The 26,426-nt window shown below is 65.8% G+C and carries 23 protein-coding genes and 2 pseudogenes; 20 read left to right on the top strand and 5 right to left on the bottom strand.

Annotation, left to right across the window (positions count from 1 at the left end; translation table 11 throughout):
• Nucleotides 1–28 precede the first annotated feature (28 nt).
• The 4 genes from HAP48_RS44250 to HAP48_RS44260 form a co-directional block, all read right to left on the bottom strand.
• Nucleotides 29–217, bottom strand: a complete 189-nt coding sequence (locus HAP48_RS44250; RefSeq protein ID WP_166206062.1) for a hypothetical protein — start codon at nucleotides 215–217, stop codon at nucleotides 29–31.
• Nucleotides 218–334: 117 nt separating this feature from the next.
• A complete protein-coding gene (locus tag HAP48_RS51000; RefSeq protein ID WP_420869842.1) occupies nucleotides 335–601 on the bottom strand; it encodes a PilZ domain-containing protein in 267 nt (88 codons plus the stop codon).
• 106 nt (nucleotides 602–707) lie between these two features.
• The gene (locus tag HAP48_RS44255) at nucleotides 708–1,124 is read right to left on the bottom strand and encodes a hypothetical protein (RefSeq protein WP_166206065.1); all 417 of its coding nucleotides are present in this window, start codon (nucleotides 1,122–1,124) and stop codon (nucleotides 708–710) included.
• A gap of 560 nt (nucleotides 1,125–1,684) precedes the next feature.
• Nucleotides 1,685–2,605 (bottom strand): LysR substrate-binding domain-containing protein, encoded by a 921-nt coding sequence (locus HAP48_RS44260; protein ID WP_166206068.1) that lies wholly within the window; start codon nucleotides 2,603–2,605, stop codon nucleotides 1,685–1,687.
• Nucleotides 2,606–2,702: 97 nt separating this feature from the next.
• Here HAP48_RS44260 and HAP48_RS44265 point away from each other — a divergent pair, with 97 nt between their 5' ends.
• The 15 genes and pseudogenes from HAP48_RS44265 (at nucleotide 2,703) to HAP48_RS44335 (ending at nucleotide 20,892) form a co-directional block, all read left to right on the top strand.
• The gene (locus HAP48_RS44265; RefSeq protein ID WP_166206071.1) at nucleotides 2,703–3,476 is read left to right on the top strand and encodes an ABC transporter ATP-binding protein; all 774 of its coding nucleotides are present in this window, start codon (nucleotides 2,703–2,705) and stop codon (nucleotides 3,474–3,476) included.
• Nucleotides 3,473–4,195 (top strand): ABC transporter ATP-binding protein, encoded by a 723-nt coding sequence (locus HAP48_RS44270; RefSeq protein ID WP_166206074.1) that lies wholly within the window; start codon nucleotides 3,473–3,475, stop codon nucleotides 4,193–4,195. Before HAP48_RS44265 ends, HAP48_RS44270 begins: the two co-directional genes overlap by 4 nt.
• A 3-nt stretch (nucleotides 4,196–4,198) precedes the next feature.
• Complete coding sequence (locus tag HAP48_RS44275; RefSeq protein WP_029080256.1) at nucleotides 4,199–5,113, top strand: branched-chain amino acid ABC transporter permease; 915 nt, start codon at nucleotides 4,199–4,201, stop codon at nucleotides 5,111–5,113.
• A gap of 132 nt (nucleotides 5,114–5,245) precedes the next feature.
• Nucleotides 5,246–5,977: pseudogene (locus HAP48_RS44280) on the top strand (branched-chain amino acid ABC transporter permease); the annotation flags it as partial.
• A 189-nt stretch (nucleotides 5,978–6,166) separates the two neighbouring features.
• Nucleotides 6,167–6,820, top strand: a pseudogene (locus HAP48_RS44285) (5-oxoprolinase subunit C family protein); the annotation flags it as partial.
• A 284-nt stretch (nucleotides 6,821–7,104) separates the two neighbouring features.
• Entirely contained in the window at nucleotides 7,105–8,064 is a 960-nt protein-coding gene (locus HAP48_RS44290) for an AraC-like ligand-binding domain-containing protein (RefSeq protein ID WP_166206080.1), read from the top strand.
• 252 nt (nucleotides 8,065–8,316) lie between these two features.
• Nucleotides 8,317–10,341, top strand: coding sequence for a hydantoinase/oxoprolinase family protein (locus HAP48_RS44295; protein WP_166206083.1), 2,025 nt, complete (start codon nucleotides 8,317–8,319; stop codon nucleotides 10,339–10,341).
• Nucleotides 10,342–10,345: 4 nt separating this feature from the next.
• Nucleotides 10,346–12,307, top strand: coding sequence for a hydantoinase B/oxoprolinase family protein (locus tag HAP48_RS44300; protein ID WP_166206086.1), 1,962 nt, complete (start codon nucleotides 10,346–10,348; stop codon nucleotides 12,305–12,307).
• A 79-nt stretch (nucleotides 12,308–12,386) separates the two neighbouring features.
• Nucleotides 12,387–13,493, top strand: a complete 1,107-nt coding sequence (gene torT / locus HAP48_RS44305) for a TMAO reductase system periplasmic protein TorT (RefSeq protein WP_166206090.1) — start codon at nucleotides 12,387–12,389, stop codon at nucleotides 13,491–13,493.
• Nucleotides 13,494–13,585: 92 nt separating this feature from the next.
• Nucleotides 13,586–15,124, top strand: coding sequence for a sugar ABC transporter ATP-binding protein (locus HAP48_RS44310; RefSeq protein WP_166206093.1), 1,539 nt, complete (start codon nucleotides 13,586–13,588; stop codon nucleotides 15,122–15,124).
• Nucleotides 15,121–16,137, top strand: a complete 1,017-nt coding sequence (locus tag HAP48_RS44315; RefSeq protein WP_166206096.1) for an ABC transporter permease — start codon at nucleotides 15,121–15,123, stop codon at nucleotides 16,135–16,137. The genes HAP48_RS44310 and HAP48_RS44315 overlap by 4 nt, the downstream gene beginning before the upstream one ends.
• Nucleotides 16,130–17,155, top strand: coding sequence for an ABC transporter permease (locus tag HAP48_RS44320; protein ID WP_166206099.1), 1,026 nt, complete (start codon nucleotides 16,130–16,132; stop codon nucleotides 17,153–17,155). Before HAP48_RS44315 ends, HAP48_RS44320 begins: the two co-directional genes overlap by 8 nt.
• Entirely contained in the window at nucleotides 17,152–18,027 is an 876-nt protein-coding gene (locus HAP48_RS44325) for an FAD binding domain-containing protein (protein ID WP_166206102.1), read from the top strand. The genes HAP48_RS44320 and HAP48_RS44325 overlap by 4 nt, the downstream gene beginning before the upstream one ends.
• 22 nt (nucleotides 18,028–18,049) lie before the next feature.
• A complete protein-coding gene (locus HAP48_RS44330; protein WP_166206105.1) occupies nucleotides 18,050–18,508 on the top strand; it encodes a (2Fe-2S)-binding protein in 459 nt (152 codons plus the stop codon).
• 14 nt (nucleotides 18,509–18,522) lie between these two features.
• Nucleotides 18,523–20,892, top strand: coding sequence for a xanthine dehydrogenase family protein molybdopterin-binding subunit (locus tag HAP48_RS44335; RefSeq protein ID WP_166206108.1), 2,370 nt, complete (start codon nucleotides 18,523–18,525; stop codon nucleotides 20,890–20,892).
• 51 nt (nucleotides 20,893–20,943) lie between these two features.
• Here HAP48_RS44335 and HAP48_RS44340 read toward each other — a convergent pair whose 3' ends face one another.
• Nucleotides 20,944–21,678: an IclR family transcriptional regulator gene (locus HAP48_RS44340; protein ID WP_166206111.1), complete on the bottom strand. Its 735-nt coding sequence runs from the start codon at nucleotides 21,676–21,678 to the stop codon at nucleotides 20,944–20,946.
• Nucleotides 21,679–21,750: 72 nt separating this feature from the next.
• Here HAP48_RS44340 and HAP48_RS44345 point away from each other — a divergent pair, with 72 nt between their 5' ends.
• The 5 genes from HAP48_RS44345 to HAP48_RS44365 are packed head-to-tail and all read left to right on the top strand — an operon-like array spanning nucleotide 21,751 to nucleotide 26,422.
• Nucleotides 21,751–22,449: an RraA family protein gene (locus HAP48_RS44345; protein WP_166215708.1), complete on the top strand. Its 699-nt coding sequence runs from the start codon at nucleotides 21,751–21,753 to the stop codon at nucleotides 22,447–22,449.
• Nucleotides 22,450–22,451: 2 nt separating this feature from the next.
• Nucleotides 22,452–23,714 carry a 3-isopropylmalate dehydratase large subunit gene (locus HAP48_RS44350; protein ID WP_166206115.1) on the top strand — a complete coding sequence of 421 codons (1,263 nt, stop codon included), beginning with the start codon at nucleotides 22,452–22,454 and terminating at the stop codon, nucleotides 23,712–23,714.
• Complete coding sequence (locus HAP48_RS44355) at nucleotides 23,711–24,208, top strand: LeuD/DmdB family oxidoreductase small subunit (RefSeq protein ID WP_166206119.1); 498 nt, start codon at nucleotides 23,711–23,713, stop codon at nucleotides 24,206–24,208. Before HAP48_RS44350 ends, HAP48_RS44355 begins: the two co-directional genes overlap by 4 nt.
• Nucleotides 24,205–25,383, top strand: a complete 1,179-nt coding sequence (locus HAP48_RS44360) for a pyridoxal-phosphate-dependent aminotransferase family protein (RefSeq protein WP_166206122.1) — start codon at nucleotides 24,205–24,207, stop codon at nucleotides 25,381–25,383. The genes HAP48_RS44355 and HAP48_RS44360 overlap by 4 nt, the downstream gene beginning before the upstream one ends.
• Nucleotides 25,384–25,414: 31 nt before the next feature.
• Complete coding sequence (locus HAP48_RS44365) at nucleotides 25,415–26,422, top strand: extracellular solute-binding protein (RefSeq protein WP_166206125.1); 1,008 nt, start codon at nucleotides 25,415–25,417, stop codon at nucleotides 26,420–26,422.
• Nucleotides 26,423–26,426: the final 4 nt, after the last annotated feature.

Below are 26,426 nucleotides of genomic sequence, written 5' to 3' on the forward strand. Positions count from 1 at the left end.
CTGCTCGCTAAGCGCTTTATCTGAAAATTCACGACGGCCCGATCGATGGCCAGAGCGCGGGCAGGTCAGCCCGATCTCGATCAGCCTTCTCTGGCTGATCGATGCGTCGTTCGTAGTGAGCGGCCAGCTGCAACAGGCGCTTCCTGATGAACGGGTCAGCTTGCTCTGCAAGCGCCCGCACGGTCCGCGCCCTCTCTCTGCAAAAATCGTCGTCCATGGTGTCCCGCTGAAATCACAGCGGGATAGTGTCAGCTAAGCGCGCGACGGCATGTGAAATAGCTTACATTGCCGTGGCATTTCTCCTCAATTCGGGGTGATCAAACACGCGCCCCTGTCATCCAGCAACGAATGCGACGCCGAGCCATGCGCCATTTCGCCAGACGACGTGGCATGAGTAAGTCTTGCTGGGTGGAACGATAAGCGTGAATTGGTCAGGAAGGGGTGACGGCGGATCATCCGCCATCAGCGCCGCGCCATTCTCTGTGATGTCGCCGACGACACAGCACAGTGACATGTCACCGAACCTGATTAGCGCATTGTCCAGCGATGGATTACGCACAGACTTGCGTCTGTCGGGAAAAGCAATCATTTCCGAGCCCATCAATAACTAATGCAAATCTGATCGATGCTGCGCGAGAAAGATTGCGTTTCCACTAACGATCGGGGTGCCACGCGGACCGCGACCGGCGCGAAGCCGGCGCCGTGCTTCACGCTGTGCGCCGACTGGATTGGCTATTCCTGCGGCGGCGCCGCGGCTTCTGACGACGGCTTGTGGGTGGATCAAGTGATCTTGCCGCATCCGTTGCCGGATGCGCAGCGGGTTCGCCGGGCGGCAGATCGGCGGTCGATCGAGGCGGCTCTCTCCGAACGGCGACAGCCGTTTCGAGCGCGGAGAGGAATTGCCGACCTTCTTCTGTGATCAACCAGCCTTCAAGATCACGGAGCACGAACCTGGCCGAGAAGATATTCAGGTCGGGCGCATGCGCGAGCAGCCGCTTCATGCGATCGGTCCAATCTTTGCCGCTGTTCATCAGGATTTCGACGGCATGCCGTACTTCGGCAACAGAGGCCCGCCCGGCGGGCTGGCCGGCCAGCACTTTCAGGACGGTCAACTGGAACGACACTCCCCGTCTCCAGTCACTGAGTGTGCAGTTTCCGGCACAAGGAATCAGCCACAAGTGCGTGACGTCAATAACATGGTCCGGTTAACCTCAACTAAATGGGCTAACCCGAGCGCAGAAGTTCCAGATTTAACCTCGCCGCGTGACATCAAGCTTAACGCGCGAGTTCGTTTGCCTTGATGCTCAGAAGCCCTCAGACATCAGCGTACCGGATATTGCCCTCCATCCGGGTCCACCATGGCGAAGTCGTCGCGCCAGGATATTCGGCGTGGCGACTTCGTACATACGAACCGATCGAATTGACTGAAGAAGCCGTATGACGAAGCCTGACTGGATCTCGCTTTGGCTTGAAATCGAAGTGGACCGCTGATCCGAAGCGCCCGCAGGGCTGCCGCGCCCGCGGCTGCTAGGCGGTTCGTATTGAGCGGGCAGCCCCTTGGAACGGAGGCGCCGCGGGAGGGCACGGTGCCAACCGCGCTCAGAAGTTAGCACGAGCGCCATTGCAGCCCTTGTTAGTTGGGTCACAATCGCGGCGGCGGCCCTCACGTGCCCCTGGACCATCCTCAGTCGAACTGGATCGGCTCCGATCCCGGATAGGCGTGCGCGACAAACTCGCAGAAGGCACGGGCCGCCGGAGAAAGCCGCGCCTTGCTTTTCCAGGCAAGGCCGACGTCCATCGTGTGCACGTCATCGTCCAGCACCTTGACGTCGATACGGTGTCCCTCGAGGGACCAGGGCCGATAGACCATGTCGGACAGGATCGTGATGCCCATTCCGGTCGCCACCATGCTTCGAACCGCTTCCACGGACAACGTTCGGAAGGTCACGTTGGGGACATGCGGGGTACGCTGCCAGTAACGCATCGCAGAGCGTTCGGCCTCGTCGACCGTCAGCATCAGATATGGCTCGCCGGCAAGATCGGCCAGCGTGACCTTGTCCTTGCGCAAGAGCGGGTGATTGGCGCAGGTCCAGAGCCGGCGTGGAGACCGCAGCAAGAGGCGTGAATGGATGCTGCGCCGATCATGCAAATTCGAGACAAGCATGATCGCGGCATCGACGCTGCCCTTCACCAGGCTCTGCTCGATGGCGTCGCGCTGAAACTCGTGAAGCCGCACGGTGATGCCCGGAAAGGATCGCCAGAAGCGCGACAGCAGCGGCGGCAGGAAATATCCGGCCACCGTGTAGCTGACCGCGACGTCGACGGTGCCGTCGACCTGGGTGCCCCAGCGGTGCGGCCCCCGCATCGCATCCGACACGCTGGCTTCGATGGCGCGGGCGCGCTGCAGGAATTGCTGACCATCAACGGTGAGCGTGACGCCGTTGGAATGCCGGTCAAACAGCTTGTGGCCAAGATCGGCTTCAAGCGCCTTGATCGATGCCGTGACGGCCGATTGCGTCACGTTGAGCGCAGCCGCAGCCGCCGAAACCCGTCCGGATTCCGCGGTGGCAATGAAGTGGCGGACCTGACGGAAAGTCAGGGTCATCAATTTTTCCGATATCAGTGACTACTTTTTCGAATTTTACAATCGCCCCGCGCGTCTAAAAAATCAATCGTTGCTTCGCGTAGGGGACGACAGCTCGATGACTTCCCAAGGCTTGGAGTTGGTCGCTCGCGACGTCAGCGTCCAATTCGATGGCCTGAAAGCGCTGTCGAACGTGACCTTGGCTGTCCCCCGCGGCCGCATCACCGGATTGATCGGGCCCAATGGCGCGGGAAAGACCACGCTGATCAACGTCCTGACCGGATTCCAGCCGGTGGGCACGGGAACCGTCGAGCTGGAGGGCGCCGCGATCGGCGGCATCGCGGCGCACAAACTGCGGCGCATGGGTGTCGCGCGCACGTTTCAGTCCGGGCGGCTGTTCCGCGATCTCCCCGTTCTCGACAACCTCGAGGTGACCGGCGTCGGCCTCGGCCAGAGCCGGCGCGACGCGATTGCGGAAGCCAGACGCGTCTTGACCTGGCTCGGCATTTCGCCGCTTGCAGCCACGATTGCCGGCGCCCTGCCCTACACCGACGAACGCCGCGTCGCGATCGGCCGCGCCATCATGTGCACGCCGCGCTATCTGCTGCTCGATGAGCCCGCAGCCGGCATGTCCGAGCATGAGAGCCACGATCTGGCCGTGGTCATCAAGCGGATCGCGGGCGAGCTCGGCATCGGCGTTCTCCTGATCGAGCACAATATCGGGCTCGTGCTTGAGCTGTGCGAGCGCATCTTCGTGCTGGATTCCGGCGAGATCATCGAGGTCGGTGCGCCCGACCAGATCCGCCGCAGCGACGCGGTTCGCCATGCCTATATGGGCACGCAGCAGGACGAGGTCGTTCCGGCGCTCGCGGAAGAGGCCGCGGCGTCATGACCTTGCTGGCGGTCAACGACATCACCGTGAGCTATGGGCGCCTCACCGCCTTGCGCGGCGTCACGCTGACGATCGCCGAGAGCGAGATCCTGTTCGTGACCGGCCCCAATGGCGCCGGAAAGTCGACCCTGCTGAATGCGATCGCCGGCGTCGTGCCGACCGGCTCGGGCAGCATCACGCTGGACGGCGCGCGGGTGACCGGCACGGCACCGGAAGAGATCGCGCGGCGCGGATTCTCGCTGGTGCCCGAAGGACGCAACGTGTTCGGCGGCCTGACCGTCGAAGAGAACCTGAAGGTCGGCACCGGCATGCGCGCCGACCGGAGCAGGATTGCCGGCGATCTCGAGTCCGTCTACCGGGATTTTCCGATGCTGGCGGAGCGCCGCCACACGACGGCCGGCATGCTGTCGGGTGGCCAGCAGCAGATGCTGGTGATCGGCCGCGCCTTGATGGCGGCTCCCCGCATCATGGCAATCGACGAGCCGTCGCTCGGCCTTGCGCCCAAGATCATCGACCAGGTCTACGAGATCCTGATGCGGCTGCGCGCGCAGCGCAAGCTCACCCTGCTGATCGTCGAGCAAAGCTCGACCCGCGCCAGGATGACCGGCGGGCGGATGGTCCTGATCCGGGGCGGCCGCATCGTGCTGGAGGGCGAGGCCGCCGACATGGTCAAGGACGCGCGGCTCAAACAGGCCTATTTCGGCTTCGGGGACCATTAGGCGATGACGGCAGCCCTGCAAATCGTGTTCGACGCGTTGAGCCTGGGCAGCCTTTATGCGCTCGGCGCGCTCGGTATCGCGGCGGTGTTCGGCGTCATGCGGCTGGTCAACTTTGCGCACGGCGATTTCATCGCCTTTTGCGTCTTCGCCATGTTGTTGCCGTCGGTCGATGCTGCCGCGATCGTATTTGCCGGCCGGCTGCCGTTCTATTTGCTGATCCCGCTGCTGCTGCTGGTCGGCGCCGGGCTGTCGATGCTGTCGGAAGTCGTCGTCTTCCGCCGCTTCCGCAACGCCAATCCGGCGACCATGATGATCGCGTCCTTTGCGCTCGGCTTCGTGATCCGGCACCTATTGTTGTTACTCTATTCGAGCCGCCCGAAGTCGATCACGCTGTGGCCGGGCCTCGGCCTGCCGGTGGAGTTTCTCGGCGCCCATATTCCGATGCTGCAGGTCGTGACCATCATCATCACGCTGGTGGTGCTCGCCGCGCTGGTGCTGTTCCTGAAGCGCACGCGCTACGGCCTCGAGATGCGCGCCGCCGCAGAGAATTTCACCATGGCCCGCATGCTCGGTGTGCGCGCCAACGGCGTCATCCTGCTGGCCTTTGCCATCAGCGGCATGCTGGCGGCGGCAATCGGCCTGATCCTCGCCACCAATTCCGGCACCGCCGATATCGGCATGGGTGCCAATGTCATGCTGATCGCCTTCATCGCGACCGTGATCGGCGGGCTCGGCAGCGTGCCGGGCGCGGTCGCCGCCGGCTTCCTGATCGGGGCTGCGAGCGTCGTGTTCCAGGCCACCCTGCCGCACGATGCCCGCGTATTCCGCGACGCCTTCGTTTATGGCGCGGTGATCGTGGTCCTGCTGGTCCGCCCGCAGGGCCTGTTCGCCCCGAAATCCGCCAAGCAGCGAGTCTGATCCATGTCGCGGCCGCCATCCGTCATCCGGCAAACGATCGTCACCCCGATCATCCTGATCGTGGTGCTGCTGGCCATGACGGCCCTGACCTATCAGTTCGGCAGCCGCGCCTTCAACCGCACCGCGATCGAAATGTTCATCAACATCATGGTGGTGGTCGGGCTTTACGCCTTTATCGGCAATTCCGGCCTGCTGTCATTCGGGCATATCAGCTTCATGTGCCTCGGCGCCTACATGACGGCTTGGCTGGCGATCCCGCCTGTCATGAAATCGATCACGCTCAAGGGATTGCCGGCCTGGCTGCTGCACACGCAATTGCCGATGTGGATCGCGACGCCGATCTCCGGTGCATTCGCGGCGCTATTTGCACTGATCGTCGGGCGCATCATCATGCGGCTCTCGGGGATTGCCGCATCGATCGCCACCTTCGGCCTGCTCGGCGTCGTCAACAACGTCTATTCGAACTGGGACTCGGTCACCGGCGGACAGGGTTCGATCGTCGGAATTCCCCCGACCATGAACGTCTGGGTCGGGTGGCTCGGCGCCGCGGTCGCCATCGCAATCGCCTATCTCTACTCGGTGTCGCGCTCCGGGCTCGCGCTGCGCGCCGCGCGCGACGAGGCTGTCGCCGCCAGCGCCTCCGGGGTCGATATCGTGCGTGAACGGCTGGTCGCCTTCGTGGTCAGCGCCTTCATCATCGGTCTCGCAGGTGCGCTCTATGCGCACTTCCTGAGCATCGTCAATCCCGGCTCGTTCTACCTGCGCACCACCTTCATCGCGCTGTCGATGCTGGTGGTCGGCGGCATGTACAGCCTCAGCGGCGCGGTTTCCGGTGTGGTCGCGATGTCGGTGCTGATCGAGCTGTTTCGCAACCTCGAAAGGGGCTTCAGCGTCGGCGGCCTGACCGTGGCGCTGCCGAACGGCGCCCAAGAGATCGCGATCGGCATCATCACCATCGTCATCCTGATCTATCTGCCGAGCGGCCTGACCCGCAACCGGGAATTCACATGGCGCGGCTGGCCGCTGCAGCGGCGCCTCGCACCGCCGGTACAGGGTGCGCGCGCCTACATTGCCGTCGCCGGCGGCATCGACGTGCCGCTGGTTCTCGGCTCGCGCTCGACCTACGCGCTCGGCGCGCTCGGCGGCTTCAAGGGACGCAAGCTCGAGGCCGGCGATGAATTGCCGGTCGGTGCATCGGCAGCGCCGGCCAAGGAAGGCCGCACCATCGCCAAGGAGTTGCGCGGGCTGCCGGCGGGAATGCCGACGGAGCTGCGCGCCATGCCGGGACTCTATTGGCACCGCCTCACCGAGGCGGCTGGCAGCGGTTTCTTCTCCGACACCTGGAAGGTCGCACCGGAAGCGGATCGGATCGGCTACCGCTTCAAGGGCGGCAAGCCGCTCGCATTCGTTCCGCGCGAGCCGCCGTTCGGGGCAGGCTCCGATCCCTCCAACATCACCGACGCCTGCTATCCCTACGGCTCGATCCAGGTGCCCGGCGGCACCGAACCGATTGTGTTGCACCGCGATGCGGTTTCCGGCGGCGGCTATTTCATGGTCGGCACTGTCATTGCGGCTGATATGGACCTGATCGGCCAGTTGCAACCCAACACGCCGGTCAAGTTCGTCCAGGTCGGGATGGATCAGGCGCTTGCCGCACGCCATGACCGCGCCGGACTCTTGGCGCGGCTGCGCAGTTCCCTGGCGTGATAGCGCCGAGGCTACTCTGACAACGCGCAGCGTGTCGGACGGAGTCCGTTCGGCACGCTTGCCTGCGCGGCAGATGTCGTCATTCTGTGCGTCCGGCGCGCGATCCGATCGCGCAGCGCGCGGAACATGACAAGAGCCTATCTCCCGCGTTCGGGCACGGGAGTTGCAAGGGAATAGCAAGAAGGAAAGTCGCAGGCGCTGCGACGGGCCGACGGTCAACACCGGAACGGTCCGCGCCAGCAGATAAGACAAGATCACAGTCGACGGCAGTGACGGAGCGCAAGATGCAGACCACTTACGCGACCAACGACATTCCCGTGCCGCAACGCCGGCAATACTGGCAGCAAGTCGTTTCCGACATCTACTTCTCGCTCGACCTTCGCTTCCTCGGAGGGCACGACTTCAACGGCAGTCTGGGCGCCTGGTCGCTCGGGCCGCTTTCGGTCTCCCGCAACGTGTCGGACGGCCTGCTCTACAAGCGGCACGAGCGCCATCTGCTCAATGAACGGGAAGAGTGTTTCCTGATCACGGTGCCGGAACTCGCGGAAATCCGCTTCGCGCAGGACGGCAAGGAGGTGCTGTGCCGGCCGGGTGCGTTCCTGATCGAGCGCAGCCATTTGCCGTACGAGTTCAGCCACCGCGATCCGACGGCGCTGTGGGTGCTGAAAGTCCCGAGCGCCGTGCTGAAGGCGCGGATCTCCCGTCCCGAGCGATTGGCGACCCTGCAATTCGACTGCACCCGCAGCGTCGGCGGACTGTTCGTCGATACGTTGCGCCTTGCCGGGGAACGCATCGAAGAGATGGACGAGCCGGCGCGAGCCATGATGGGCCGGCACCTGATCGATCTCTTGGCGATGGCGGTCGAGTCCGACGAGCGCGTGCTGGCCGGGCATTCGTCGACGATCCGCAACGCCCATCTGCATCGCTGCGAGCACTTCATCCGCACTCGCCTCGACGACATGCGGCTGACGCCGCAGATGGTGGCGGACGCCTGCGGCATCTCGCTCAGATATCTGCACCAGCTATTTGAAAGCGAAGGCATCACCGTCAGCACCTACGTTCGCACTCAGCGCCTGGCGATGTGCGATGCCATGCTGCGCGATCCGCAGTGCCGCAAGAGCATCTCGGAGATCGCCTATCACTGGGGATTCGGCGACCAGGCCCAGTTCAGCCGCAACTACCGCAGCCGCTTCGGCTGCACGCCGAGCGAGGCGCGGGCTGCATCGCGCACGGCGCGTCCCTGACACCTCGCCACCCTCCTCCCGTTCCAGCTTGAACGTGCGTTAGGCAGCCAGCAATTCAACGCCTCGTGCTCTCCAGCGCAAATCTTCCTGCGCTGAGCGTCAAGAGCTGAGCCGGCGGCCTGCCTACAATCCTCGCGACATCTGCGGAAATCCGCCGGTCGAACCGATCGTCTGTGCCAGCCGGATCATCGATCCGGCGCGCGCAGCCGCGTCGCGACCTCGTCCGGCCCGGGCTCGAAAGGAAGTCGTATCGTGCAGAACCTTCGCGTTGCCGTCGACGTCGGCGGCACCTTCACCGACATCTGCATCATGGACGAGGCTTCAGGCCTCATCCGCATCGAGAAGACGGCAACGACGCGCGATCCCATCGAGGGCATCATGGGCGGCGTCTCCAAGGCCGGTATCGACCTGTCCAAGGTCGCGCTGTTCTCACACGGCACCACGGTCGCGACCAATGCCCTGATCACGCGGCGGCTGCCGCGCACCGCGGTCGTGACCACGCAGGGATTCCGCGACGTCATCGAGATCCGACGCGCCAACAAGGAAGACCTCTGGGACACCTACAAGGACGTGGTCAAGCCCTACGTGCCGCGGCGTGACCGGCTGACCGTCCCCGAACGCATCGATGCGGCCGGCAAGGTGATAGAGCCGCTCGATGTCGACGCCGCGCGCGAGGTTGCGCGCATCCTCAAGCGCCGCGGCGTTGCCGCGATCGCGGTCTGTTTCATGAACGCCTATCTCAACGGCGCGAACGAGCGCGCGATGCGCGACATCCTGCTCAAGGAAATGCCCGATATTCCGGTATCGATCTCCTCGCAGGTGCTGCCGGAAATCTTCGAGCACGAACGCTTCTCGACCACGGTCGCCAATGCCGTCGTGAGCCCGGTGGTCGTCAGCTACACCACCAGGCTCGGCGACCGGCTCGCCGATGAAGGCTATACCCGCGATCTGCTGCTGCTGCACACCGGCGGCGGCGTCATGACGCCGGCGAGCGTCAAGGATTTCGCCGCACGCCTGGCCGGCTCCGGAATTGCCGCGGGCGCCATCGCCAGCCGCTACATTGCCGGGCTGTGCGGCTTTCCCAATTCCATCGGCCTCGACATGGGCGGCACCTCGACCGACGTGTCGCTGGCCTATGAAGGCCAGTCGCGCATCACCAAGGACTGGTACATCGAGTTCGGCTATCCGATCCGCTTTGCCTCGATCGAGGTGCTGACCATCGGCGCCGGCGGCGGATCGCTGGCCTGGACCGATCCGGCGGGCTCCCTGCGCAACGGACCGCAATCGGCCGGCGCCCATCCGGGACCGGCCTGCTACGGCAACGGCAATACCCAGCCGACCAACACCGACGCCAACGTCACGATGGGCCGGCTCGGCACCAGCCTCGCCGGCGGCAAGGTGACGCTCGATCCCGAGCTCGCCCACCAGGCGGTCGAGGATGGCGTCGCAAAACCGTTCGGCCTCGGCCTGCACGAGGCGGCGGACGCCATCCTCAAGGTCGCGAACGCCAACATGTCGGATGCGGTGCGGCTGATCTCGATCAGCCGCGGCTACGACCCGCGCGATTTCGCGCTGGTGGCGTTCGGCGGCGCCGGTGCCCTGCACGGCGTCGACGTCGCACGCGAACTCGCGATCCCCGTCGTGATCGTGCCGCCGAATCCCGGCGTCACCTCGGCGCTCGGCTGCCTGTTGGTCGACATGCAGCACGACTTCTCGCAAAGCTGCATGGTCGGCGCCGATGAAGCCGATTCCGCCGACATCGAGGCGCAATTCGCCGTCCTGGAAAAGGAAGCGCTCGCGCGCTTGACGCACGAGGGCGTCGCTGCGCAGGACATCGTGCTGCAGCGGTCGATCGACATGATGTATCGCGGCCAGTGGCGCTCGCTCGCGGTCAGCGCGCCGCGGCCGATCGGCCCGATCAGCGATCTCGTCCAGAGCTTCCACGCCGAGCACAAGCGTGAATACAATTTCCGCCGGGACGACTCGCCGGTCAGTTTCTTCCGCCTCAATTTGAAGGCCATCGGCGTCGTCCCCAAGGCCGAATTCGCCGTGCACAAGGCCACCGGGGCGATCCCGGAGCCGGTCGATCGGCGCCGGGTCTGGTTCGACGGCAACGGCCTCGACACGCCGGTCTATCAGCGCGACGACCTGCCCTGCGGTTTCAGCTTTCAGGGCCCCGCGATCATCGAACAGGTCGACGCCACCACGGTGATGCCGCCCGGCGCCAGCGCCGAGGTCGACAAATACCTCAACATCATCATTCGCGTGAAGGAGTGATCCGATGGCCGGAGATCTTGCGCTCGACCCCGTCACGTTCGAAGTGCTGAAGAATTCCTTCATCACCAGCGTCGACCAGATGGGCGAGCAGGTCTTAAGGACCTGCTACTCCTTCGTGATCTACAACCGCGACTTCTCGAGCGCCCTGCACGACGCCATGGGCGAATGCGCAGCGCAGGGCAATCAGGACATCGCCGTTCATGTCGGCACGCTGCATTTCACCTGCAAGGACGTCATGCGCCACTTCGAAGGTGACATGCACGAAGGCGACGTGTTTGCGATCAACGACCCCTATGCCGGCGGCACGCATTTCTCCGATGTGCGTCTGATCCGGCCGATCTTTGCCGACGGCAAGATCATCGCCTTCAGCCAGTCCAACGGGCATTGGTCCGACGTCGGCGGCAGCGTGCCGGGCTCGTTCGACGTCGCCGCCCGCGAGATGTTCCGCGAGGGGCTGCGCATCACGCCGATCCGCCTGTTCGACAAGGGACGCTTCTGCAAGGACGTCGCGCATCTGATCGCCTCCAACACCCGCGATCCGGCGTCGATCATCGGCGACATCCAGGCACAGGCCGAGGCGACCGCGGTCTGCGAGCGGGAGATCCTGCGCCTCGTCACCAAATACGGCCGCGACACCGTCGAGACCGGGCTCGCCGCGGTGCAGGACTATGTCGAGCGCTCGGCACGCCAGAGGATCGCAGCGCTGCCCGACGGCGAATGGGAGACCGTCGACTTCATCGACCGCGACCCCGCCGGCGGCGAAGGCATGATCCCGATCAAGATCAAGATGACGATCAAGGGCGACCGCGCGATCTACGATTTCACCGGAAGCCATCCGACCATCGGCTCGATCTACAATTCGGCCTTCGGGGCGACCTTCTCGGCGGTCGCGGCCGGCATGAAGACCTTCTTCCCCGATCTGCCGCTCAACTCCGGTTTCTACCGCTGCTTCGACATCATCGCGCCGGAGGGCTCGATCGTCGATGCCAAATGGCCGATCGCGGTCACCGGCTTCCTGATGCCGTTCGAGAAGATCATGAACTCGATCTACGAGATGTGGTCGAAGCTGATGCCGGAGCGCGCGCTCGCCTGCGCCTTCAACCTGGAATATCTGCTGACCGGCGGCCTCGACGCCCGCAGCTCCGACAAGCCGATCTTCATGTTCTACGACTGGCTGCCGGGCGGCTGGGGCGGGCGCAACGGCAAGGACGGCAGCAACGTCACCACCGCCTGCTTCGGAACCGGGTTGATGTCGCAGCCGGTCGAAGGCCAGGAGCGGGCCAACCCGATCCTGACCACGAAGTGCGAGATCCTCACCGACTCGCCCGGGCCCGGCAAATGGCGCGGCGGCGCCGGGGTCGAGAAGGTGTCGCGCATGTTGCAGGCGGAGAAGACCGTGATCTCCTACATCTGCGACCGCGAGCGCGCCGTCGTCTGGGGCATCGAGGGCGGCCTGCCATCGATGCCGCACGGCCTGACCTTGCAGCGGGCCGGCAGCAAAGCCGAGGAACGGCTTGGCTCGATCTTCTCCGACGTTCCGATCGGCGAAGGCGACGTATTCTCGCGGCCGACCGCAGGCGGCGGCGGCTTCGGCGACCCGCTCGAGCGCGATCCGCGCCTCGTGATCGAAGACATCAAGGACGATTACATCTCGGTTGCGCGCGCCGCCAAGGATTATGGCGTGGTGGTACAGATCGTCGATGCCGAGCTTTGCGAATACGAGGTCGACAAGGCCGCGACCGATGCGCTGCGCGCCCGGATCAGGCGCGAGCGCGTCGCCAACGTGCGCCTCGATCCGGAACTCGTGGCCCAGCGCTACCGCAGCGGTGCGCTCGACGCGCTCGATGTGATCCGCCAGCACGCCGTGATCCTCGACTGGGGCAGCGGCGCCCTGCTTCCCGAATCCACCCGTCAGTTCCGCGAGGCGTTCGAGCGGCGCTCGGTCGCCAACTGGGCTGCGGACTGATCCGACCGGATACCGCGCCGCCGATCGGCGGCACGGCGCGTGCATGCCTCACCTTCAAATCGAACAACGAGGACAGACCATGACCAACCATCCCGCCAATCGGATACGACCGATCCGCTCCACCCTCGGCATTATCACGAGCCTTACCGTTACGAGTTTTGCGCTTGCCGCCGCGATCACGCCGGCGTCGGCCGACACGCCGTGGTTTCCGATGAAGGTCTACGACGCTTCGTCCGGCACCCCGAAGCCGGCGGAGTATACGCCGCTGCCGAAGGCCGAGAAGCCCTACAAGCTCTGCGTGCTGTTCCCGCACATGAAGGACAGTTTCTGGGTCGCGGTCGCCTACGGCATCGTGAAGCAGGCTGAGACCATGAACGTCAACATGACGCTGTATGAAGCCGGCGGCTACGAGAACCTTCCCAAGCAGCTCTCGCAATTCGATGACTGCATGGCGGGCGGGCCGGACGCGATCATCGTCGGCGCTATCTCCGGCGCGGGCCTCAGCAAGAAATTCGAGGAGGCGAAGGCCAAGGGCGTGCCGGTCGTGGGGGTCACCAACCCGCTGCCGCCCAACGCCCTGCCCGCAGCCAACTATGTCGACTTTGTCGCCATGGGAGAGGTCACCGGCGAAGGCCTGCTCGCGCAGACCAAGTCCGGCGACAAGCTCAACATCGTCACGTTCCCCGGTCCGGCCGGCTCGGGCTGGGCGGAATCGTTCAACGAGGGCTTCAAGAAGGCGGTCGCCAAGAACGCGAACGCCAAGATCCTGGCCGAGAAGTTCGGCGACTCCGGCGTCGCGGTGCAGCTTCAGCTCATCCAGGATGCGCTGCAGGCCTACCCGAGCATGAACGTGATCTGGGGCACCGCTCCCACCGCTGAAGCCGCGATCGGCGCAGTCGCCGAAGCCGGACGAAATGATCTGAAGATCGTGTCGTCCTATGAAAACCAGGCAATGCTCGACGCGCTCAACCGCGGCGACATCCTCGCCTTCGCAACCCAGTATCCAGTCGGCGAAGGCGCGATCGCAATCGACCAGGCTGTGCGTCTCATCGAGAAGAAGCCGGTGATGGCGCTCGTGCAGCCGATCGCGGCAGTGATCGACAAGACCACCGTCCCGAAATTGCAGATGGACCTCGTGCTGGCGCCGGCAAGCTGGAAGCCGGTCTATTCGGTCAAGGCCAAGTAAGCAGCAAGTAGGCGCCAAGTAAGCCCCGGCAACGCCTCGCGGGCGGGAGCGCAATGCTCTCGCCTGCTTGCCGGACCTGGACGGAGAAGCAGATGGATTCCGACACCGACGTGAATCGGACCGAGCCCCTGCTCGCATTGCGGGGCATCTCGAAGCGGTTTGCCGGCGTCCGGGCGCTTGATCGGGTCGATCTCGATGTCCGCGCCGGCGAACTGCACGTCTTGTTCGGCGAGAACGGCGCCGGCAAATCGACTTTGATCAACGTGGTGTCAGGCACCTTTCCCGCCGACGAGGGCACGTTCCATTTCGGCGGCGAGGAGATCCGCCATCTCACGCCGCAGCGGGCGCGCGCCATCGGCATCAGCCCGGTGTTCCAGGAGTTTTCACTGGTTCCGAGCCTGACGGTGGAGGAGAACCTGTTCCTCGGCCGCGAGGTTTCGAACGGCGGTGTTTTGCTTGCACGGGAGATGCGCAAGCGTGCGACGGCGCTGATCGACGAACTCGGCTTCGACCTCGATCCCTCGCAGCGGGTCGACGATCTCTCGCGCGCGCACCAGCAGATGGCGGAGATCGCCAAAGCGCTGCTCGGCCGGGTGCGGCTGTTGATCCTCGACGAGCCGACCGCTTCGCTGACCGAGCGGGAGACCGGGCGGCTGTTCGAATTGATTGCCCGGCTGAAGCGCCAGAATGTCGGGCTGATCTACGTCTCGCACCGCATGCGCGAGATCCGCGCGCTCGCCGATCGCGTCACCGTGCTGCGCGACGGCCGCCATATCCGTACCCTCGAGGCCGCCTCCTCGACCGATGGCGAGCTGGTCGAACTGATGACTGGCCGTAAGATCGACCTGCTGTTCCCGGCCATCACGCATCAACCGGACAAGGTCATGGTCGATGTCGAGAACCTGACGCTCGCCGACGGCAGCGTTCGCGACGTGAATTTCTACGCCCAGGCCGGCGAGATCACCGGCATTGCGGGGCTCGTCGGCTGCGGCAAATCGGAGCTGATCCGGGCGATCTATGGACTTGCGCCGATTGCCTCGGGCGTGGTCCGCCTCGACGGCTTGCCTTACGAATTTCCGGCGCCGCGGCGCAGCCTGAAGCATGGCGTGGCCTATTTCCCGGCCAACCGGATCGCCGAAGGGCTGGCGCTGTCGCGCCCGATCCGCGAGAACGCCTCGATGACCGCGCTCGACCTGCCCGCCTTCGCCCGCTTCGGCATGCTGCGACAGGCCGCCGAGCGCGTCACCATCACCGGCATCATGGAGCGGTTGCAGCTCAGGCCTCCCAACATCGAGCGCACCGCCGGCGCACTGTCCGGCGGCAACCGCCAGAAAGTGATGCTCGGCCGCGCCCTGACCCGCGAGCTGACCGTGTTCCTGTTCGACGAGCCGAGCGTCGGCATCGACGTCGGCGCCAAGCTTGAAGTCTACGAGTTCATGAAACGCCTGGTCGAGGCCGGTGCCGCGGTGATCGTGGTGTCGTCCGAACTGCCGGAAGTGCTGGCACTGTCGAACCGGCTCTACGTCATGCACAACGGCCGGATCGCTGCCGAGTTGAAGGGCGCCGAGAAGACCGAGCAGAACGTGCTTGCGAGCTTCTTCAGGGATCATCTCACGGCGGAGGTCGCATGAACACGGCCCTCGCCGCGGCCCGACCGCAGCCATCGATCGGCCTTCAATCGATCGTCGGGCGGATCGGCTTCCTGCCCGCGCTGCTGGTGGCACTCGTTGCCGGCATGTCGGCGATCGACCCGCAGTTCTATGGCATCATCAACATCCTCAACATCCTGCGCAACGCGTCGTTTCTGGCCATCGTCGCCTGCGGCCAGGCGCTGGTGATCATCGCAGGCGGCTTCGACCTCTCGGTCGGCGCCGTCGTTGCTCTGGCGAGCGTGGTGACCGCCAAGACCATGGCGATCACGGCGGCGGCGTTTCCCGGCAACAACGCCCTCATCATCGCAAGCGGCGTCGCTGCCGGGCTCGGCTGCGGGCTGGTGGTCGGGCTGGTCAACGGCTTCTGCGTCGCGAAGCTCAAGGTCTCCGGCTTCGTGGTCACCCTGGGCACGATGTCGGCGACCGCAGGCGTCGGCCTCATGATCACGAGCGGCATCCCGGTCTACGGCATGCCGGACGTCTTCGTGAAGGGCTTTGGGCGCGCCCAGGTGTTCGGCCTGCCGACCGCGGTCTATATCGCGCTCGCCGTCATCGCCGTCATGGTGTTCGTGCAGCGGCGCACGCTGTTCGGCCGCTACGTCTACGCGATCGGCGGCAATGTCGACGCCGCCGTGGTGTCGGGAGTCTCGGTCCAGCGCCACATCGTCGGCACTTACGTCGTGTCCAGCGTACTCGCCGCACTCGCCGGAATTCTGCTCACCGCACAGGTCGGCTCCGGCCAGGCAAGCTTTGGCGGCGACCGCATGATGTTGCAGTCGATCGCCGCCGCCGTGATCGGCGGGGTCAGCCTGCGTGGCGGTGTCGGCCGGATCGAGATCGTCGCCATCAGCGCGCTGTTCCTGACCATCCTCGGCAACGCGCTCAATTTGCTGCACATCGACTCCCGCCTGCAGCCGGTGTTCCTCGGAATCATCATGGTCGCGGCCGTGGCGCTGGACGAACTCAGCCGACGGAGGAAATCCCGTGTCTGACGTCGAGCTGTCCGTCGCCGCCAAGGACGCGAGTAAGGATACGGGCCTTGCAAAGAGGCCGCCGGCCCGGTGGCTCTGGCGCGCGATGCTGCCGATTGCGCTGGTCATCCTGCTGCTCGGCTTTGCCGCGGTCGACGGTCGCGTGCTCTCGCCTGCCAATTTGCTCAACATTGCCCAGCAGACCAGCTATCTCGCGCTGTTCGCGATGGCGCAGACCGTCGTGATCCTGACCCGCGGCTTCGACCTCGCCCTTGGCCCCACGGTGTCGATGGTCAGCGTCGGCACCGCGCTGGCGATGGCGGGCGCCACGGCATCGGGCCATGACACAATGGCGGTGCTGCTCACCGGGCTCGCCGCCGGGTTCAGCCTTGGCATCGCCTGCGGCCTGTTCAACGGCGTTGTGATCGCGCTGCTCGGCGTGAACCCCTTTGTCGCGACGCTCGGCAGCTACAACATCGCGATCGGCGTCGCGACGACGCTGTCGGCGGGACGGCCGGTGCAAGGCGTGCCAAGCCTGTTCTCGCAGATGTTCTATGGTGGCAACGTTCTCGGCGTCCCCGCCGCCATCGCAATCACGATTGCAGTCGGTCTCGTGCTGCACCTGACGCTGGTGCGCACGGTCTTTGGCCGCTCGCTCTACATCATCGGCACCAATCCGCGCGCCGCGGCGGTGGCCGGCTTGCCGGTGAAGCGAATCCTGACCTTGACCTATGTGCTGTGCTCGGTGCTCGCCGCGCTTGGCGCCATCATGATGACGGCGCGCACCGGCTCCGGCGAACCGAATCTCGGTGGCTCGCTGTCGCTGCAGGCGATCGCGGGCGCCGTGGTCGGTGGCACGAGCCTCGCAGGCGGCCGCGGCGGGGTCGGCACTGCGGTGCTCGGCGCCCTGTTCGTCACCATCCTGTCCAACGGCATGAACCTCACCCGCATCGATGGCTACGTCCAGATGGTCGTGCTCGGCGCGATCGTCATCATCGGCGTGCTGCTCGACCGGCTGCGACAGGAGCGAAGCCAATGACGGCCGGGTCTCAAGTGCAAGACGATCGGACAGGATCGATCTACGTTGCGCCCTCATTGTCGGCGGCACTCGATGCGCTGGCCGACTACGGCCCTGCCGGTGCCCCTTTTGCCGGCGGCACCTGGATCATGCGGTCACCGATCCGGCACGAACCGCTCAGGCCGCATTATGTCGCGATCGGGAAAATCCCCGAGCTCAGTGCGATCCGGATCGGTAAGGATGCCATCGAGATTGGCGCGGCGGTGACGCACGCGGCGCTGGCGGCGGCGTTGGCCGGCCTCCCGGAATTCGCCGTGCTCGCGGCGGCGGCCGGCAGCTCAGCGAACCCGGCCGTTCGTGCGTTGGCAACAATCGGTGGCAATCTCTCGGCGCTGGATTTTTACGCCGCCGATTGCATGCCGGCGCTGCTCTGTCTCGATGCCGCGGTCGAGATTGCAAGCCGTGACGCCAGCGAGCGCATGAGCCTCGCCGACTTTCTCAAGCGGCGATCGACATTCCAGCCTGGCCGGTTGCTCACCAGGATCATCGTGCCCCGGACCGAGCGCAAGACCGCGCATGCCCGCCTGCCGCTGCGCAAATCAGGCGACTATCCCGTCGCGATCGTCAGCCTCTCCGTGAATGTCGATACCGCCAGCCATGTCCAGGCGGTCCGGATCGCGATCGGTTCCGTCGAACAGACCCCGCGCCGCTGGGGGCGGCTCGAAGCTGCCTTGCTTGGCGCAGTGCTCGATCCCGCGCGGGTGGCCGATATCGCCGCAGAACTGGCCGCGGAGTTCACCGGCCGCGACAGCGTCGAGGTGCCGGCCTGGTATCGCGTGAGCGTGCTGCCGAGCCTGGTGCGCCGTGCGGCTGCCACGGCACTTGCCAACTGACGAGATGAGGGAGGCAGCAGGCATGGTCTTCACCCTGAGCGTCAACGGCGACCGCCTCGCCTCGACCGCCGATCCCGTCACGCCTCTCGTCGACGTCTTGCGCGAGGAGTTTCACCTGACCGGCGCCAAGCCGGTCTGCCGCGAAGGTTTCTGCGGCGCCTGCATGGTGCTGGTCGACGGCAAGCCCGCGCCCTCATGCCTGATGCCGGTGGCGCTCGCAGCGGATTGCGAGATCCGCACCGTCGAAGGCCTCGCCGGCGGTGGCACGCTCAACCCGATCCAGCAAGCGCTCGAGACCTGCGATGCCGTTCAGTGCGGCATGTGTTTTCCCGGCATGGTGGTGACCCTGACGCATCTTCTGACGACCACATCAGGCGCAACGCGTGACGACATCCGCGCGGCACTGACCGGCAACATCTGCCGTTGCACCGGATATGAGCGGATTATCGACGCCGCCGTGCTGGCGCTCGCGGCGACTTGATGGGAGGCGCAGCGATGGCCGACGTTTCAGCGACCATGGATCTCCGGCGCCGCGATGCAAGCGACAAGCTGCGCGGCCGCACCCGCTATACCATCGATCGCTACTTACCCGGCATGCTGCACGCGGCGGTGCTGCGTGCCAGCGTTCCCGCGGGGCGTATCGTTCGCCTCGACACCGCAAGGGCTACGCGCATGCCCGGCGTGCATGCCGTGGTGACGGCCGCCGACGCGCCCGGCAAGATCGGTATCGGCATCGCCGACCACCCGTTATTCGCGCGCGACGTGATCCGCTACGACGGCGAGCCGCTGGCCGCGGTTGCCGCCGGCACGCTGGCCCAGGCGCAGGCCGCGCTTGCCGCAATCGAGGTCGAGATCGCGCCGCTGCCGGCCCTGCTCACCATGGCCGAGGCACTCGCACCAGAAGCGCCGCTCGTTCACCCCGATTGGCGCGAGCATGAGATCCTGCTCGAAGGTGGCGCACGCGCGGGCAACGTCGCCTGGGAGGCGACCGTGGTCCGCGGCGATGTCGATGGCGCTTTCGCACGCACCGACGTCGAGATCGTCGAAAGCACGTTCCGTGTCGGACGCCAGAACCACGTCGCGTTCGAGCCGCGCGCAGTCGTCGCGGACTATGAGGACGGACGTTTCCACATCGAGACATCGACCCAGGTCCCGTGGACCGTCCGCAATGCGACCGCGCGCCTGTTGGGGATTGCTCCATCGCAGGTGCGGGTCACGGTGCCGCCGGTCGGCGGCGGCTTCGGCCTCAAATTCGACCTTGCGATTGAACCATTCGCCGCGCTGCTCGCCCGCGCCAGCGGACGGCCGGTGCGGCTGGTCAACTCGCGCGAGGAGGAAATGCTGACCTGCCTGTTCCGCGAGAATGCCGAGATCCGGATCCGGTCGGCCGTGACACGCGAAGGCGAGATCGTCGGGCGCGAGGCCGTCGTGCTGATGGACTGCGGGGCATATGGCGGCGAGCAGATCTTCCTGACCACGATGACCGCGCACACGCTCGGCGGCAACTACCGGCTCGGGTCGGTGCGGCTGGTCTCGCGTGCGGTCTACACCAACACTGCGCCGAACGGCGCATTCCGCTGCTGCAACGGCGTCTACAACACCTTCGCGCTGGAGCGGCACACCGACGAGATCGCGGAGCGGATCGGCATGGATCCGCTTGCCTTCCGCCGCCGCAATGTGCTCGGCGACGGCGATCTCGGCGCCACCGGCCAGGTGTTCGAGGGCGACGTGCTCGGCCCGATGCTGCACCGGATGGACACGCTGCGGGATGCGGCCGCACCGCCGCGCGCGCTTGCGGATGGCCGGCTTTATGGCCGCGCCACCACGGTCGGCACCTGGTTCGTCTTTGTCGGCCCGTCGGCAGCGACCGTGAACATGAATGCCGATGGCACGGCGACACTGGTGACGTCGGGCGTCGAGATCGGCTCGGGCTCGATGATGCAGAGCCTGCCCCAGATCGTCGCCAGCACGCTCGGCATCCCTCCTGAAACCGTGATCGTGCGCGCCGCCGACACCGACGCAGCCGGCTACGATGTCGGCGTCGGCGGCGGCCGCACCACGGTCTCGCTCGGCGCCGCCAGTCTGTCGGCCGCGCAGGAGGTCCGCACCAAGCTGCTCAAGGTCGCCTCCGACTTGATCGAGGCGGCGCCCGACGACCTTGTGATGCGCGAGGGGCGGATCGAGATCGCAGGGGCGCCGGGGTCCGGCCGCACGATCGCCGAGGTCGCGGCGCGCGCCCAGGCGCAGATCGGCCCGATCTCTGGCACCGGCGCCTTCACAGGAGCCGGCGTGCAGGCGATGCCGGGATGCGTCGCCGGTCACTTCATCGGCGCGATCGATATCCCGATCTTCGCCGTCCATGACTGCGAGGTCGCGGTCGATCCGGAGACCGGCCATGTCGAGGTGCTCGCCTATCGCGTCGTCCAGGATGTCGGCCGCGCGCTGAATCCGCGCGCGATCCAAGGCCAGATCCAGGGCGGCGTCGTGCAGGGACTTGGCTACGCCCTGCACGAGGAGGTGACGATCGGCGCCAACGGCCGGGTCTGCCAGAACGGCTTCGAGACCTACCGCGTGCCGCTGGCGCAGGACGTTGTTCCGGTCGAGATCAGCCTCTACGAGGGCGCACCGTCGATCGGACCTCTCGGCACCAAGGGCGCGGGCGAGGTCCCGATCCTGAATGTCGGCGCGGCCGTGGCATGTGCGGTGGCAAACGCGACGGGAAAGCGCGTCCAGGAATTGCCGCTGACGCCGCCGCGCGTGCTCGAGCTGCTGCTCGACCGCAAACAGGACATCGCTTTGCCGCACATCGCAGCGGCCTGGGCGGACAATCTGGTCCGCCCGCACAACCAACCGGACCGCTCGTGAAAACTGAGTGAGCGCCAACCCGCGACGTCAGGTTCGATCCGACGAGCGGCGTTACGGAGAGACCGTTTCCGCCGATGGCAGGCTGATGATCCGCAGTGCGCCGACCTCCCGGGGCAATGGCGCGCCGAGCACAAGCGAGAGCTGATGCGATGCGTCGGTGAGCCGCGACGCCAGCGCCTGCAGATCCGCCCGGCGGATGCGTTCGATGGGGCCGCTCACCGTCATCGCACCCATCAGCGCGCCGTCGTGTCCGAAGACGGCGGTGGAGAGCGAGGCCGTCACGGCGTCGTAGACTCCCGAACTGACGAACACATGCACGCCGTCATTCATGCGATCCACAAAGCGGGCCGTCTGCAGCACCTGTCCCGTCGAGGTCAAATCGAGCGGTGCGAGATTTGTCGGCTGCGCGACGTCGCGCACGAGCTGGGGCGAATCCACCCGAAACAGGCAGAGCCGGCTATCGCGTTCGCGCACGTGGAACGCGCTGCTCTCCAACGTTTCCTGGCTTAGCCGCTGAAGCACCGGCAGCACATGCTGTTCGAGATTGAAATTGGCCCGATAGGTGGTGCCGAGCTGGAACGTCTTTGCACCGAGCGCGTAGCGGCCGTCGCTGAGGCGGACGACGTAGCCGGCTTCATCGAGCGACACCAGCGAGCGCATCACGGTCGGCTTCGCCAGACCCGTGATCCTGGCGATCTCGGCCAGGCTGCGCGACCCGGCTCCAGCGAAGGTATCCAGGATCGCCAGTGCGCGTTGCACGGCGGCGACCCCTTGCGTCTTGGGCATCGAAATCCCCTGTCCTGCCGATTCCGGGTTGACCTCGGCGCGTCGCCATTACACTATGCGTAACGGCGTTCCATTTTCAATGGGGTTCGGTATGCCGTAGGGTTCAGGATCCTTTCCCGCAAGCGGGTTGTCGCGGGCGAATGGGTCGCGCGGGCACGCGCCCTTCCGGTCGCCAATATCAGTGACGTGATGTCGCGCATGGCCTCGGGCGGCGCCACGCTCCGGCCGATGCATGCGGCTGGCGGCATGGCCGGTCCCGCTTTGACCGTGAAGACCCGTCCCGGCGACAATCTGATGGTGCACAAGGCGCTCGACATGGCGGTTGCCGGCGACGTCATCGTGGTCGACGCCGGCGGCGACCTCAGCAACGCAATCTTCGGCGAGATGATGCTCTCGCAGGCCGCAAGGCGCGGCGTCGCCGGCATCGTCATCCATGGCGCGATCCGCGATGCCGGCGCCATCCGCGCGAACCCGCTTCCCGTGTTCGCGGCGGGTGTCACCCATCGCGGTCCGTACAAGGACGGTCCGGGCGAGATCAACGGACCGATCGCCATCGGCGGCATGGTCATCCAGTCGGGCGATTTGGTGCTGGGTGACGACGACGGCGTGCTGGCCGTCGCCATCGACGACTGCCGAGCGGTGATCGAGGCCGCCGAAGCCAAGCAGGCTGCCGAGGCCAAGCAAATGGCGGCGATCGAAGCCGGTACGCTCGATCGAAGCTGGGTCGACGCCTCGCTCCGCCGTCTCGGCTGCGAGATGCCAGAGGTCTAGCGATGGCCGGGCGCACGATCTCCGAGAAGATCCTCGCTCGAAAATCCGGGCAGGATGCGCGCGCCGGGGACCTCGTGGTCTGCGAAGTCGATTGCGCGCTCGGCACCGACGGTTCGGTCCCGATGGCGCTCGATTATTTCAGGGCGATGGGCGGAGAGAACGTGCGCGATGCTGCCCGACTGGTCTTCGCGCTCGACCATTACGTGCCGCCGACAAGTCCGCAGACGATCGAGCTGCACCGCGTGATGCGGGACTTCGCCGAACGCTTCGGCGTCACGCTGCATGAGGCCGGCGAAGGAATCGGTCACCAGCTCATCGTCGAGACCGGCCGCGCCCTGCCGGGCGGCTTGGTCGTCGGAGCCGACAGTCATGCCGTGACTTACGGGGCACTGAATTGCTTTGCGACCGGGATCGGCTCATCCGATCTCGCCGCCATCATGCTGTGCGGCCGGATCTGGCTGCGCGTGCCGGATTCGATCCGCGTCGTTCTGACCGGACAACTGCCGCGCGGCGTCTACGCGAAGGATATCGCACTGGCGCTCGCGGGCGTGCTCGGCGCTGACGGTGCCGCCTATCAGGCACTCGAATTCGCAGGGCCAGGTGTCACCACGCTCACGCTGGAGGACCGCCTCGTCCTGAGCAACCTTGCGGTCGAGATGGGCGCGAAGACCGGCATCTTCCCGGCCGACGTTGAAACCGTCGCCTATCTGCAGGGCCGCGCCGGGCAGGCTTTCGAGCCGGTCGCAGCGGATCCGGATGCGCGCTACAGCCGGACCGTGGAGATCGCGCTCGACACGCTCACGCCACAGATCGCGTTGCCGCATCTGGTGGATCAGGTGGTGGCGCTCGAGGATGCGGCCGGCACGCCGGTGCAGATGGTCTATCTCGGCACCTGCACCGGCGGCAGGTTGCGCGACTTCCATCAGGCTCTCGCAGTGCTCGAGGCGGGTGGAGGCGTAGCGCCCGGCGTGCAGCTCGTGGTCACGCCGGCATCGCGCGAGGTCCGCGACGCCATGACGGCCGATGGCACGCTCGAAGCCCTGGTCGGCTTCGGCGCGACGGTGGTCGAGCCGGGCTGCGGCTCCTGCTGCGGGACTTGCGGGGTGATCCCCGGAGACGGGGTTGCGGTGATCTCGACCGCCAACCGCAACTTCAAGGGGCGCATGGGCAACGCCAAAGCATCGATCTACCTCGCCTCCCCGGCTGCCTGCGCAGCCGCCGCGACACGCGGTGTCGTGACCGATCCGCGCAAGGTGTCGCGATGACAGTTTTGCGAGGACGCGCGCGACTGGTTGGCGACGACGTCAACACCGACTCCATCATCAGCTCGACCCGCAAGCGAGAGAGCCTCGACCCCGCCGTTCTCAGGCAATTCCTGTTCGAGCATGTCGACCCGGCCTTCGCGGCCTCAGTGCAGCCTGGGGACATCCTGGTGGCGGGCAAGAATTTTGGTTGCGGCTCGGCGATGGAAGTCGCCGTCACGACGGTGCTCGGAGCCGGAATTCCAGCAGTGATGGCGCGAAGCTTCTCGCGCACCTACTACCGCAACGCGATCAACAACGGCCTGCTGCCGCTCGTCTGCGATACGGGCGCCATTCGCGAGGGCGACATCCTGAGCTCCGACAGCACCGGCGCGATCCGCAACGAACGCAGCGGCGAGACGCTCAGCCCGGAGCCGCTGCCCCCGATCATGCTGGCGATCCTGCGCGCGGGCGGCCTCGTTCCCTACATGCGTCAGAACGGTGACTTCAAACTATGACCACCACAGAGAGACCTTCCGCCATCGCCGCGACGGGCTACCGTCTCAGGCTTCCCGGCCCGACCGAAGTGCCCGAGCGGGTGCGGCAGGCGATGGCTCGGGTGATGGTCAACCATCGCGGTCCCGAGTGCCGGACTGCGATCGGCGAGGCGGAGGAGATGATCCGCCCGATTCTGGGCACGACCAACCACGTCCTGTTCTTTGCCAGCTCCGGAACGGGCGTCATGGAGGCTGCGCTCGTCAACGTGGCCGGACCGGGCAGCCGGATCCTGGTGATCGAGCATGGTCAATTCGGTGAGCGTTTCACCACGATCGCCAAGGCCATGAACATCACCGTCGATACGGTCGCGATCGAGTGGGGCCAGGCGATCGATGTCGTCGCGGTGGATGCCCGGTTGCGCGAGCACGCCTATCGCGCCGTCGTCGTCGTGCACAATGAGAGCTCGACCGGGATCGTGGGCGATCTCGCGGCGCTCGGCGCACTTATGCGCGACCGGCCAACGCTGCTCATCGCAGATTCCGTCAGCGGTCTCGGCGGCATCGAGATGCGGCAGGACGAATGGGGCATCGACATCCTGGTCTCGGCCTCGCAAAAGGCCTTGATGTGCCCGCCCGGCCTCGCACTTGCCAGCGTCAGCGCCAAGGCGTGGCGCGCGATCGGGCAGGACGAGCAGCGATCGACCTTCTATTGGGATTTCCGTCGCGCGCTGAAATCCGCGGAGCAGAACGAGACCCCGTTCACGGCGCCGGTCAGCCATATCTACGGCCTGCGCGAGGCCCTGACGATGATGCATGAGGAAGGCTTCCCCAATGTACTCGCGCGCCACAAGAAGCTTTCCGGCGCGCTGCGCGCCGGCGGCGCGGCGCTCGGGCTTGCAGATTTTTGCCGCGAAGAGCCGCGCTCGAGCACGGTCGTGGTCTTCAAGGTCCCCGACGGACTCGAAGGCGGAGCCATCGTGCGACAGCTCTACCAGGATCACCGCACGGTGATCGCAGGCGCCCGCAACCGTCTCTCCGGCCGCGTCATCCGGTTTGGCACGATGGGTGCTTTGAGCGCGGGGACCATTCTGACCGACCTTCTGCATCTCGAGGACGCACTCACGAAACTCGGCCTGCCGATCGAACCCGGGGCCGGGCTCAAGGCGGCCACCGCGTACCTCGCCGCAACCACATGAGCAACGACTGAACCTGCAAGGGCGAACCACGATGAGATCTCCTGCCTCCATCCTCGCCCGAGTCGTGACGCTCGCGGCATCGCTGTTCGCGGCCAGCCTGGCCTCGGCCCAGCAGAGCGTCGTGCTCTATTCGGCCAACGACGACACCGTGAACAAGCTTGTCGCCGAAGGCTTCGCCAAGGCGACAGGAATTAAAGTCGACGTGGTCTCGACCGGATCAGGTGTGCTGGTGCGCCGCGTCGCCTCCGAGGCCGCCAATCCGCAGGGCGACGTGATCTGGGGTGTCAGTGCGACGCTGCTGCGGCTGGCGAGCCCGCACCTTCAGGCTTACCCGGCCAAGGGCCGCGACGCCGTTCCGGCCCAATTCCGTGACCCAAACGACCTTTGGCTCGGCACTAACATCCAGGTTGTCGTGATCGGCCAGAACACCAAGGCGATCGACAAGGCCAGCGGGCCCAAATCCTGGGCCGACCTCCTCGATCCGAAATGGAAGGGCAAGCTCGCCTTTACCGACCCGGCCAATTCCGGATTCTCATATGCGGCCGCGACCACGCTTCTCTCGCTGTGGGGCGCTGATGACGCAGCCTGGACCAAGATGGACGGGCTGCTTGCGAATGCGAAGGTGCTCAACCGCTCGACCCAGGTGTTCGACGGGATCGGCAGCGGCGAATATCCGCTTGGCATCACCCTCGAATATGCCGGCTTCCTGTGGGCCCATAATGGTGCACCGGTGAGCGTCACCTATCCGGCCGAGGGCACATATGCGGGCGTCGAGGGCGCGGCCGTCCTGAAAGGCGGACCGAACCCCGAGCCAGCCAAACGGCTGGTCGACTATCTGGCCAGCAAGGAAGTCCAGGAGATGTTGCTGAAGGCGACCTTCCGGCGCCCTGCCCGTCAGGATATCGAGCTCGAGGCAGTCGCACCCGGGATGCTGCCGTTCTCGGCGATCAAGGTGCTGCCCTATGACGACGTCAAATGGGAAGCAGCCCGGCGCGACACGCTCGCGCGGCTGAAGACCACGATCCAGAACACGCGCTGATCCG

It is taken from the genome of Bradyrhizobium septentrionale, assembly GCF_011516645.4.
Lineage (GTDB): Bacteria > Pseudomonadota > Alphaproteobacteria > Rhizobiales > Xanthobacteraceae > Bradyrhizobium > Bradyrhizobium septentrionale.